This is a genomic window from Ruicaihuangia caeni (assembly GCF_029952955.1).
In the GTDB taxonomy this organism is placed as follows: Bacteria; Actinomycetota; Actinomycetes; order Actinomycetales; family Microbacteriaceae; genus Ruicaihuangia; species Ruicaihuangia caeni.
In genome coordinates this window covers 822696-834721 of record NZ_JASATX010000001.1, presented here as the reverse complement: position 1 = coordinate 834721, position 12026 = coordinate 822696, and the positions used below count along the sequence as shown (strand labels likewise).

6 protein-coding genes and 1 tRNA gene are annotated in these 12026 nt (G+C 67.5%); 2 read left to right on the top strand and 5 right to left on the bottom strand.

The window, feature by feature from the left end; translation table 11 throughout:
* Positions 1-16: 16 nt before the first annotated feature.
* Positions 17-2695 (bottom strand): DNA polymerase I, encoded by a 2679-nt coding sequence (polA, locus tag QF206_RS03855; protein WP_281487861.1) that lies wholly within the window; start codon positions 2693-2695, stop codon positions 17-19.
* A 36-nt stretch (positions 2696-2731) separates the two neighbouring features.
* Between polA and QF206_RS03850 the strand changes: the two genes are divergently transcribed.
* A complete protein-coding gene (locus QF206_RS03850) occupies positions 2732-3244 on the top strand; it encodes a PaaI family thioesterase (RefSeq protein ID WP_281487860.1) in 513 nt (170 codons plus the stop codon).
* A 54-nt stretch (positions 3245-3298) separates the two neighbouring features.
* On the opposite strand, the gene QF206_RS03845 is transcribed toward QF206_RS03850, so the two are convergent.
* Positions 3299-3901: an ANTAR domain-containing response regulator gene (locus QF206_RS03845; RefSeq protein ID WP_281487859.1), complete on the bottom strand. Its 603-nt coding sequence runs from the start codon at positions 3899-3901 to the stop codon at positions 3299-3301.
* 63 nt (positions 3902-3964) lie between these two features.
* Here QF206_RS03845 and QF206_RS03840 point away from each other — a divergent pair.
* Positions 3965-4050: transfer RNA gene (locus QF206_RS03840), tRNA-Leu, on the top strand.
* Between the two features lie 75 nt (positions 4051-4125).
* On the opposite strand, the gene pyk is transcribed toward QF206_RS03840, so the two are convergent.
* The 3 genes from pyk to gltB form a co-directional block, all read right to left on the bottom strand.
* Positions 4126-5568, bottom strand: a complete 1443-nt coding sequence (gene pyk, locus QF206_RS03835) for a pyruvate kinase (RefSeq protein ID WP_281487858.1) — start codon at positions 5566-5568, stop codon at positions 4126-4128.
* Between the two features lie 165 nt (positions 5569-5733).
* Entirely contained in the window at positions 5734-7215 is a 1482-nt protein-coding gene (locus QF206_RS03830) for a glutamate synthase subunit beta (RefSeq protein ID WP_281487857.1), read from the bottom strand.
* A complete protein-coding gene (gltB, locus tag QF206_RS03825; protein WP_281488124.1) occupies positions 7208-11740 on the bottom strand; it encodes a glutamate synthase large subunit in 4533 nt (1510 codons plus the stop codon). The genes QF206_RS03830 and gltB overlap by 8 nt, the downstream gene beginning before the upstream one ends.
* Positions 11741-12026: the final 286 nt, after the last annotated feature.

The window sequence follows — 12026 nt, the reverse complement described above, 5'->3', positions numbered from 1 at the left end:
TGGAGGATGGTGAGGATCAGTGGGCCGCGGCGTCCCAGTCTGTTCCGGTGCCGACCTGCACGTCCAGGGGCACGCTCAACTGCGCTGCCGATCCCATGCGCGTGCGCACGATCTCGGTGAGGGTCTCGAGCTCACCGGGGGCGACTTCGAAGATGAGTTCGTCGTGCACCTGCAGGAGCATCCGCGACGAGAGCTGCTGCTCGTTGAGGTCGGAGTCGATGCCGAGCATCGCGATCTTCATGATGTCGGCTGCGGACCCTTGGATCGGCGAGTTGAGCGCCGCCCGCTCGGCGTTCTCGCGCAGCACGCGGTTCGGCGAGTGCAAGTCGGGAAACGGCCGCCGTCGCCCGAAGATCGTCTCGGTGTACCCGTCAACGCGCGCCTGTTCCACCACGTTGCGGAGGTAATCGCGCACCGCTCCGAAGCGCACGAAGTAGTCGGTCATCAGTTGCTTCGCCTCGGCGGTCTCGATGCGGAGTTGCTTCGAGAGCCCGAACGCACTCAGCCCGTAGGCGAGTCCGTATGACATGGCCTTGACCTTCGTGCGCATGGTCGGCGTGACATCTTCCGGGGAGACGCCGAAGATGCGCGCTCCTACGAAGCGGTGGAGGTCTTCCCCCTCGTTGAACGCCTCGATCAGCCCGGGATCGCCGGACAGGTGCGCCATGATGCGCATCTCGATCTGCGAGTAGTCGGCCGTGAGCAGGCTCTCGAAGCCCTCGCCGTAGGTGAACGCGGAACGGATGCGGCGGCCGACCTCGGTCTTCACCGGGATGTTCTGCAGGTTCGGGTCGTTCGACGAGATGCGGCCGGTGCTCGTGCCGGTCTGGTCGTACGTCGTGTGAATGCGTCCGTCGTCGGCGATGCTCTTCTCGAGCGTTTCCACGATCTGGTTCAGCTTCGTCACGTCGCGGTGCTGCAGGAGCAGCCCGAGGAAGGGGTGCGGCGCCTTCTCCTGAAGGTCGGCCAACGACGCAGCATCCGTCGAGTACCCGGTCTTCGTCGCTCGCGTCTTCGGCATGCCGAGCTCTTCGAAGAGCAACTGCTGCAACTGCTTCGGCGAGCCCAGGTTGATCTCGCGGCCGATGACGTCGAACGCGCTGGAAGCATGATCGGCGGCGGATGCCGAGAGGCTGCTGCCCAGCGCGCGCAGGCCGTCGCGGTCGACGCTGACGCCGGTCAGCTCCATGCGACCGAGCACCGGCACCAGCGGCAGTTCGATCTCGCGCGCGACCCGAGTCGAGCCGTCATCGAGCCTGTCGGCGATCGCATCGACGAGGCGCAGGATGTACCAGGCCTCGGTCGCCGGACTGACGCCTTCCTGCTCCGGCAGCAATTGGTTCGGGTCGCCTTCGGGCAGGGTCTCGCCCAGGTGGTCGTACACGAGCGTCGCGAGGTCGTCGTGCTTGAACGACGGCCGCAGCAGCCACGCGGCGATCATGGTGTCGTACATGATGCCGTTCAGGGCGAGCCCGACTGCGTCGAGCGCCTTGTACTGGCGCTTCGAGGCGTGCATCGCCTTCGGTGACGCGCTCGCCAGCCAGCGTTCGAGCGCTGCGTAGTCGGGCCGGCCCGGAGCCCAGGGCACGTAGACGGAGTCGTCCTGGGTCGCGATGCCGAATCCTGCGAGCCCCGAGGGACCGAACTCGAGCTGCAGCCCGAGGGGCGTCGTGCCGCCCGCCGAGGCGCGATCGAGCCACAGGGCCAGTTCCTCGTCGACCATGGTGCGAACGACGGGCGTCGGAGGGATGCCAGGGGCATCGTCGACCGGCGCGATGGGTGCGACGGCATCCGTGACGCCCTCCTCGCTCGCGAGCTTGAGAACGCGTTCGAGCAGCGTGCGGAACTGCAGACGATCGAACACCGCGCGTACCGCGGCCGGGTTGATCGGGGCGCGGGCGAGATCATCGGGGCCGAGCGGAAGCTCGACGTCGCGGACGAGCCGGTTCAGCCGGCGGTTGCGCTCGGCACGGTCACGTTGATCGCGGAGGTTCTGGCCGACCACGCCCTTGATCTCGTCGGCGCTCGCGAGAAGGTTCTCGAGGCTGCCGTACTGGTTGATCCACTTCACCGCGGTCTTCTCGCCGACCTTGTCGATGCCGGGGAGGTTGTCGCTCGTCTCGCCGACAAGCGCCGCGATCTCGGGATACTGGTGCGGTTCGACGCCGTAGCGCTCGACCACCGCGTCGCGGTCGTAGCGCTTCAGCTCGGATACTCCGCGCGCGTTCGGGTACAGCAGGGTGATGTCATCGTCGACCAGCTGGATGGTGTCGCGGTCGCCGCTGACGACGAGCACGTTGTAGCCGGCATCCTTGCCGCGAGTGGCGAGCGTGGCCAGGATGTCGTCGGCTTCGTAGTCCTCCTTGCTCAGCGTGCGGATGTTCATCGCCGCGAGCGCCTCTTCGAGCAGCGGAACCTGACCCATGAACTCCGGCGGGGTCTCTCCGCGGGTGCCCTTGTAGTCGGCGTACTCGCGAGTTCGGAACGAGTAGCGCGAGATGTCGAACGCGACCGCGAGATGCGTCGGGCGCTCCTTCTGCAGCAGGAGCAGCAGCATGGAGAGAAAGCCATGGATGGCGTTCGTGTGCTGCCCGTCTCGCGTGACGAAACTGTCTACTGGAAGCGCGTAGAACGCGCGGAATGCCAGCGAATGGCCGTCGACGAGCAGGAGGGTAGGCTTTGCGGAGTCCGACACAGGGCAAGCCTAGCTGCGGGTACTGACACGGACTCGATGCCAGCGCAGCCCAGGCTGAGCGGCGTCCTCGCAGAGGGGCAGTACCGTGCAGAGGTGCCGAAAGGCGCCGCAGAAGGTCATCGTCGAACGGAGCCGGTCATCAACGTCGCACGCGATTCGTCCGCCTACACCCGTGTCGGCGGCGCGCTCACGCAGAAGATGGGCATCGAAGTGCTCGAGCTCACCGCCGCGCACTCGGTGGCGCGGATGCCGGTCGAGGGCAACACCCAGCCGCTCGGGCTGCTGCACGGCGGCGCGCATCTGGTGCTTGCAGAGACGCTGGGGTCGCTTTCGGCAGCGGTGCACGCCGGTCCGGGGCATTACCCCGTCGGCATCGAGATCGGCGCGTCGCACACCGGGTCGGTCCGCGAAGGGTGGGTGATCGGCACCTGCGACGCCATCGCGCTCGGACGCACCCTCGTCACGCACGAAGTGGTGATCCGGGATGAGGCCGGCCGCCGGCTGTCGACCGTGCGGATCACGAATCTCATTCGCGAGGTGCGCGAGTAGCGCAGCAGCGCTTCCCGGACTTGCGCTGTCTGAACCGCGCGCGTCGCGGACCGCTTACTTCTCGCCGAGCTGCTCGATGATCGTCTTTGCGACGTCGTGCATCGTGAGACGGCGGTCCATCGACGCCTTCTGGATCCAGCGGAACGCCTCGGGCTCGGTGAGCCCCATCTTGTCGTTGAGCAGGCCCTTGGCACGGTCGACGAGCTTGCGGGTCTCGAACCGCTCGACGAGGTCGGCGACCTCGGACTCGAGCGCGATGATCTGCTGGTAGCGGCTGAGCGCGATCTCGATGGCGGGGATCAGGTCGTTGGGGGTGAACGGCTTCACCACGTAGGCGAGTGCGCCGGCCTCGCTCGCGCGCTCGACGAGCTCCTTCTGGCTGAACGCGGTGAGCAGCACGACGGGCGCGATGTGGTTCTTGGTGAGCCGTTCGGCTGCCGAGATGCCGTCGAGCTGCGGCATCTTCACGTCCATGACCACCAGGTCGGGGCGCAGCTCTGTCGCGAGGGCGACGGCGGTCTCCCCGTCACCGGCTTCGCCGACGACCTCGAAACCGTTGTCGCGCAGCGTCTCGACGATGTCGAGTCGGATGAGCGACTCATCCTCCGCGACGACGACTCGACGGGGTGCAGTGGCGGTTGATTCCTGGTCGTTCACGCCCTAAAGCCTACGGTATCGTTGCGATCGGCGCTGTCCCGAGCAACCTGCTCGATGGTGCGCGCCGGTGTGGCGGAACGGCAGACGCGGAGCACTCAAAATGCTTTGTCCGAGAGGACGTGTGGGTTCGAATCCCACCACCGGCACCAATTGCCGCTGAGTCGCGGCGCCGGTGACATCCGGCGCCGCGACTCAGCGAAGTTCCTGCGCGTGCTGTGGCGCTGCTATTGCGCCCAGACGGGCGCGGCGCGGTTCACTGCGTCGCCGATCCGGTGGACGCGGATGTCGTTGGTCGAGCCCGAGATGCCGGGGGGCGATCCGGAGATCACGACCACCTTGTCGCCGACCTTGGCGAGGCCCTTGCCGAGCAGAATCTCGTCGACCTGCTTGAACATGTAGTCGGTGTGGGTGACCGGGTCGACCAGGAACGATTCGACGCCCCACGTCAGCGACATCCGGCGCATGATCTCCGGCAGCGGCGTGAACGCGAGCATCGGCAATGGGCTGCGAAGCCTCGACATCCGGCGCACCGAGTCTCCGGACTGCGTGAAGACGCAGAGGTACTTCGCGTCGACGAACTCGGCGACCTCGGTGGCGGCGAGCGTGATCGCCCCGCCCTGCGTCTTCGGCTTCACTCCGATCGGGATGATGCGCTCGAGGCCGTGCTCCTCGGTGGAGTTGATGATGCGCGCCATCGTCTTCACCGTCTCGACCGGATACGCGCCCACGCTGGTCTCGCCCGAGAGCATGACCGCGTCGCAGCCGTCGAGCACCGCATTGGCGCAGTCCGAGGCCTCGGCCCTGGTGGGGCGCGGGCTCGAGATCATCGATTCGAGCACCTGCGTCGCGACGATCACTGGCTTCGCCATGCGGCGGCAGAGCTCCACGGCGTGCTTCTGCACGATGGGGACCTGCTCGAGCGGCAGTTCGACGCCGAGGTCTCCACGCGCGACCATGATGCCGTCGAACGCATCGATGATCGCCTCGAGGTTCTCGACCGCCTGCGGCTTCTCGATCTTCGCGATGACGGGGACGCGGCGGCCGCTCTCGTCCATGATCGCGTGCACGCGCTCGACATCGCGCGCGTCGCGCACGAACGACAGCGCGATGTAGTCGGCCCCGAGCTCCATCGCCCAGCGGAGGTCGGCCTCATCCTTCTCGCTCATGGCTGGAACGCTCACGGCCACACCGGGAAGGTTGATGCCCTTGTTGTTCGACACCGGTCCGCCGACGACGACCTCCGTGGTCACCACAGTGCCGTCGGTTTCGAGCACCTTCAGGGCGACTCTGCCGTCGTCGATCAACAGCGGATCGCCCGGCTTCACGTCGCCGGGGAGGCCCTTGTACGTGGTGCCGGAGAGCTCCCGGGTGCCCACGACATCCTCGATCGTGATCTTGAAGATGTCGCCTACGGCGAGTTCGTACGGGCCCGCCTCGAACTTGCCGAGCCTGATCTTCGGCCCCTGCAGGTCGACGAGCACCGCGACCGGCCGGCCAACGTGCTTGGCGGCGCCGCGCACATTGGCGTAGACCTCCTCGTGCACGTCATAGCTGCCGTGACTGAGGTTCAGCCGAGCGACGTCGACTCCCGCTTCGATGATCGACCTGACGTTCTCATACGACGAGGTGGCCGGGCCGATGGTCGCTACGATCTTGGCGCGTCTCATGGATTCCTTCACTGCGGAGTGATTCGAGGGCGCCACCCGTGGGAAGTGGCACCGACGTGGGCGATGGCCCGGGCGCCGCCGTCGATGGCGAGCGTGTCGTCTCTCACGCTAGCCATCTCGACAGGATGCTGCAGCACGACCTACCGGCCCACGTCGAATATCAGCCTAGGCATCCAGCGCGATAGGGCGGTCATCCGGTCGCACGGGCGACGGCAGGGTGGTAGAGCCCTCCAGGTGCCGGTCGATCGCGGCTGCAGCCGCTCGGCCCTCAGCGATCGCCCACACGATCAACGACTGGCCCCGACCGGCATCGCCCGCGACGAACACCCCTGGCTCGGCGGTCTGGTACTCCGCGCCACGCGCGAGGTTTCCACGCGCATCCGCTTCGAGTTGCCACTCGCTATCGATCGTGTCTCGCTCTGGACCGGTGAAGCCGAGGGCGAGCAGTACGAGGTCGGCCGGGATCTCGCGCTCGGTGCCCGGCTTGGGTACGCGCTTGCCATCGACGTACTCCGTCTCGGCGACCTTCACCGCTCGCACCTGGCCGGCGGCATCGCCGAGGAACTCGACGGTCGAGGCCAGGAAGACCCGCTCGCCGCCCTCCTCGTGAGCCGATTGGACTTCGAACAGCGTCGGCGACGTGGGCCACGGCTGGTCCGCTGAACGTTCCTCCGGGGGGCGGCGCCCGATAGCGAGCGTCGTGACGCTGATCGCCCCCTGTCGGTGAGCGGTGCCGATACAGTCGGCGCCGGTGTCTCCCCCTCCGAGGACGACGACATGCTTGCCCGCCGCCGTGATGGCGGGCACCTCGGCCGGCCGCCCGTCGCGGACGGCATCGGCGTTGGCCCGGTTCTGGCCGACGAGGTACTCCATCGCGACATGCACGCCGCCCAGCTCCCGTCCCGGGACGGCGAGCTCGCGAGGTACCGTCGCACCGGTGGCGATCAACACCGCGTCATAGCGCCGGCGTAGTTCGCTCCACGAGATGTCGACGCCGATCTCGACGCCAGGCCGGAACCTCGTGCCCTCCGCCTCGAGCTGGGCGAGTCTCGCGTCGAGATGGTGCTTCTCGAATTTGAACTCCGGGATGCCGTAGCGCAGCAGTCCCCCGATCCGGTCGTCGCGCTCGAATACCACCACGGTGTGACCGGCCCGGGTGAGCTGCTGGGCCGCCGCGAGACCCGCGGGACCGGATCCGACGATGGCAACCGTGTTCCCGGTCAGCCGGTCAGGCGGCTGCGGGGCCACCCAACCGCGGTCCCACGCCTCATCGATGATGGACACTTCGACCTGCTTGATGGTGACGGCTGGTTGGTTGATGCCGAGCACGCACGCGGACTCGCACGGCGCCGGGCACAGCCTTCCCGTGAACTCGGGGAAGTTGTTCGTCTTGTGCAGGCGCTCGCTCGCCTCGCGCGCGTCGCCGCGCCACATGAGGTCGTTCCACTCCGGGATGAGGTTGCCAAGCGGACAGCCCTGGTGACAGAACGGCACTCCGCAGTCCATGCAGCGCCCCGCCTGACGTCGCAACTGCGACGGGTCGCCCTGTTCGTACACCTCGCGCCAGTCCATGAGCCGCACGGGCACGGGGCGCCGTGCGGGGAGTTCGCGCTCGGGCGTGTTCAGAAACCCTCGTGGATCAGCCACGGGTCACCTCCAGAATCCGTTCCCAGGTATCCGCGCCGTCGGGATCGATTCCCCGTTCGAGGGCGGCTCGGCGGACCGAGACGACCGCCGCCCAATCACGCGGCACTACCTTGGTGAGCCGCGCGAGCGCCTCATCGAAGTCGGCCAGCATCCGCCCCGCCACCGGTGATGCCGTCTCGTTCGCGTGCTGGTGCAGCAGCTCGCGCACGGTTGCAGCGTCAGACTCGTCGAGCGGTGCGAGGCCGAGCTCCCCGGAGGTCAGCATCTCCCGGTTCACCGCGTCGCGTCGCAAGTCGGCGATGTACGCGATCCCGCCCGACATGCCGGCGGCGAGGTTCCTGCCGGTGGGCCCGAGGATGAGCGCTGTGCCCCCGGTCATGTACTCCAGCGCATGATCGCCGACACCTTCCACGACGGCGGTCGCGCCGGAGTTGCGCACAAGGAACCGCTCGCCGACGGTGCCTCGGATGAAGAGGCTGCCGCTCGTGGCTCCGTAGCCGATCACATTCCCCGCGATGACGTTGTGCTCGGCCGCGAAGCGCGCCCTCGGGTCGGGCCGCACCGCGATCCGACCCCCTGACAGCCCCTTGCCCACGTAGTCGTTGGCCTCGCCCTCCAGCCGCAAGGTGATGCCCCCCGGTAAGAACGCGCCGAGCGACTGGCCTGCGGATCCGCTGAGCCGGATGTCGATGGTGCCCTCGGGCAGGCCGCGCTCCCCCCGGGCCGCGGTGACAGCATGGCCGAGCATCGTTCCGACTGCGCGGTCGGTGTTCGCGACGGGCAGGTCGAGCGAGAGCGGCTCGTTGCGCTCCAGAGCGGCGGATGCGGCGGCGATGAGACGCGCGTCGAAATGCTCGTCCAGCCCGTGCTGCTGCTCCCGCATCCGGCGTCTCGGCGAACCGGCCGCGTCCACGGGAAGATGCAGCACCGGCGCGAGATCGAGCCCGGAAGCCTTCCAATGCCGCACCGCTCGGTCGACGTCGAGCAGATCGACCCTGCCGACCGCTTCATCGATCGATCGGAGGCCGAGCGCTGCGAGGTGCTCGCGCACTTCCTGCGCGATGAACTCGAAGAAGTTGACGACGAACTCCGGTTTCCCCGTGAAGCGCTCGCGCAGCGCGGGGTTCTGCGTCGCGACGCCGACAGGACAGGTGTCCAGGTGGCAGACCCGCATCATGATGCAACCCGTCACGACGAGCGGTGCCGTGGCGAAGCCGAACTCCTCCGCGCCCAGCAACGCGCCGATCACAACATCCCTGCCGGTCTTCAGCTGCCCATCGACCTGGACGGTCACTCGATCGCGAAGCCCGTTGAGCATGAGGGTCTGCTGCGTCTCGGCAAGACCGAGCTCCCACGGGGTGCCCGCATGCTTCAGCGAGTTGAGCGGGCTCGCCCCGGTGCCCCCGTCGTGGCCGGATACGAGGACCACATCGGTCAACGCCTTGGCGACCCCGCTGGCGACGGCTCCGATCCCGGACTGGCTCACCAGCTTCGTGTGGATGCGAGCATTCGGGTTGGCGCGCTTGAGATCGAAGATCAGCTGCTTCAGGTCTTCGATCGAGTAGATGTCATGGTGCGGCGGTGGGGAGATGAGACCCACCCCGGCGGTCGCGTGCCGGGTGCGCGCGACCCATGGGTACACCTTGCCCGGGGGAAGTTGGCCGCCCTCCCCCGGCTTCGCGCCCTGTGCGAGCTTGATCTGGATGTCGTCGGCGTGAGTGAGATACATGCTCGTCACGCCGAAGCGCGCCGAGGCGACCTGCTTGATCGCGCTGCGGCGCTCCGGGTCGAGGAGCCGTTCGACATCCTCGCCGCCTTCGCCGGTGTTCGACTTGGCACCGAGCCGGTTCATGGCGATGGCAAGCGTCGTGTGCGCCTCCTCCGAGATCGAGCCGTAGCTCATCGCGCCCGTGGAGAAGCGCCGAACGATCGACTCGACCGATTCGACTTCTTCGATCGGGATCGGATGCTGCGCTTGCTTCAGCCGGAACAACCCGCGCAGTGTCATCAGTTGCTCGGACTGCTCGTCGACGCGGCGCGTGTACTGCTTGAAGATGTCGTAGCGGCGGGTGCGGGTCGAGTGCTGCAGCCGGAACACCGTCTCAGGGTTGAACAGGTGCAACTCGCCGTCTCGGCGCCACTGGTATTCGCCGCCGGTCGCAAGGCGCTCGTGAGCGTTCGCCGCGGGATGCTCAGGATAGGCAGAGCTGTGACGGCGCAGGTTCTCTTCGGCGATCACATCGAGTCCGACTCCGTCGAGACGGCTCACGGTGCCCGTGAAGTAGCGATCGACGAGGTCTTGGCTGAGCCCGATCGCCTCGAAGGTCTGGGCCCCCGAGTACGAGCTCACGACAGAGATGCCCATCTTCGACATGATCTTCATCACGCCCTTGCCGAGCGCGGTGATGACGTTGCGCACCGCTTCGTCGACGGTGATGTCCCTGATGACCCCGCGACGCACCAGATCTTCGCAGGTCTCCATCGCCAGGTACGGGTTCACCGCAGACGCCCCGTAGCCGATGAGGAGTGCCACATGGTGCACCTCGCGCACATCCCCCGCTTCGGCGATGAGGCCCACGGTGAGGCGGCGGCCGGTGCGGACGAGGTGATTGTGCACGGCCGACACCATGAGCAGAGACGGGATGGGCGCGAGATCCTTGTTGGAGTCGCGATCCGAGAGCACGAGGAACTCGGCACCCTCCTCGAGCGCCTCGTCGACTTCGCGGCACATCTCCTCGAGACGCCGTTCCATGGCATCGATTCCGGCATCGAAGCGGTAGAGGCCCCGGATGGTTCGGGTCACCCGGTTGTTGGGCCGTGGGTCGATGTGCTGGATCTTCGCGAGTTCGTCGTTGTCGATCACGGGGAAATCGAGGATCACCTGGCGCGTGTGCTTCGGCCCCGCGCTCAGCAGATTTCGTTCGGGACCGATGCTCACGCTCATCGAGGTCACCACGGCTTCACGGATCGAGTCGAGCGGCGGGTTCGTGACCTGTGCGAAGCTCTGCGTGAAGTAGTCGAAGAGCAGTCGCGGCCGTTGCGACAGCACCGCGATCGGTGTGTCCGATCCCATGGCCCCGATCGGCTCGGCTCCATCGCGCGCCATCGGCGCGAGCAGCATCCGCACCTCCTCCTCGGTGTAGCCGAAGGTGCGTTGACGTCGCGTCACCGACGCAGTGGTGTGCACGATGTGCTCGCGCTCCGGCAGGTCTTGCAGGCGGATGCGCCCCGCGTCGAGCCATTCGCTCCACGGCGCGGATGCCGCGAGCTGCGCCTTGATCTCCTCGTCCTCGATGATGCGGCCGGCCTCGGTGTCGACGAGGAACATGCGCCCTGGTTGCAGTCGTCCCTTGCGCACGATCGTCGCGGGATCGATGTCGAGCACACCGGCCTCGCTCGCCAGCACGACGAGCCCGTCATCGGTCACGAGGAAGCGACCGGGGCGAAGACCGTTGCGATCGAGCGTCGCGCCCACCAGCGCTCCGTCGGTGAAGGTCAGCGCTGCCGGCCCATCCCACGGCTCGATGAGCATGGAGTGGAACTCGTAGAACGCGCGCTGCGCTGGTGGGAGCGCCGTCTGGTTCTCCCACGCCTCGGGCACCATCATCAACATGGCGTGCGGCAGGCTGCGACCGGAAAGAGTCAGCAGTTCGAGCACCTCGTCGAATGACGCCGAGTCGCTCCCGCCCTCAGTCACGATCGGCAGCAACGACTCGAGATCGCCGAGGAGGTCTGAGGCGAGTTGCGACTGGCGCGCACGCATCCAGTTGCGATTGCCCTGCACCGTGTTGATCTCACCGTTGTGGGCCATCATGCGCAGCGGCTGCGCCAGCGGCCACGACGGGAAGGTGTTCGTCGAGTAGCGCGAGTGCACGATCGCGAGCCTGGATTCGAACCGCTCGTCGCTCAGGTCAGGGTAGAACGGCTCCAACTGGAGCGTCGTCACCATGCCCTTGTAGGTGATGGTGCGGCTGCTGAGCGATGCGAAGTACGCGCCAAGTTCGTGCTCGGCACGCTTGCGGAGCCGGTACACGAGCCGGTCCAGCTCGAGTCCGGCTGGGGCGGGCCCTGCATGGCCTGAGGCGCAGACGAAGAGCTGCTCGAATGAGGGCATGGCCGCACGCGCGAGCTCCCCGAGCACCCCGGGCTTCACCGGGACCGCTCGCCACCCGAGCAGCTCGAGGTGCTCTTCCTCGGCGATTCGTGCGATCCCGGCTTTGACCACGGCGCGCTCTGCGCGGTCGGCGGGGAGGAAGCCGATCCCGACGGCGTAGTGGCCTCGCGGGGGCAGCGGAAACGCCGTCTGAGTCCGCAGGAACTCATCGGGCACCTGCGTCAGGATGCCGGCGCCATCACCCGTGCCGGCGTCTGACCCCACTGCGCCGCGGTGCTCGAGGTGCCGGAGCGCGTCGAGCGCGAGCCGCACGATGTCGTGGCCAGCATGCCCGCGCAGCGTGGCGACCATCGCGAGGCCGCAGGCGTCGCGTTCGAAGCGTGGATCGTAGAGGCCCTGTGCCTCGGGCATGTCGCGCGCACCGGGTGCGGCGCTGCGGTGTTGGGGGTGGCGTTCCGTGCGGCCGTATGGCGTCGGCGGAGTGGACTGGGACATGGTGTCGTCCTCAGGGGTCGGTGGTGCGCCGCCGTCCCGAGGCTCTGAGCGGCCAGGGTCGGCGGAAAGTCGCACCATCGGCGATCCGGATCGCGCCCGAATGGGTGAACGTCGGCGCGACGTGCGATCCGGTGGTCCGTCGTCGAACAGCGGTCGTCGAAGAGTCGACGCCGATGCGTGCGGGCCCGGTTGCTGAGAACCG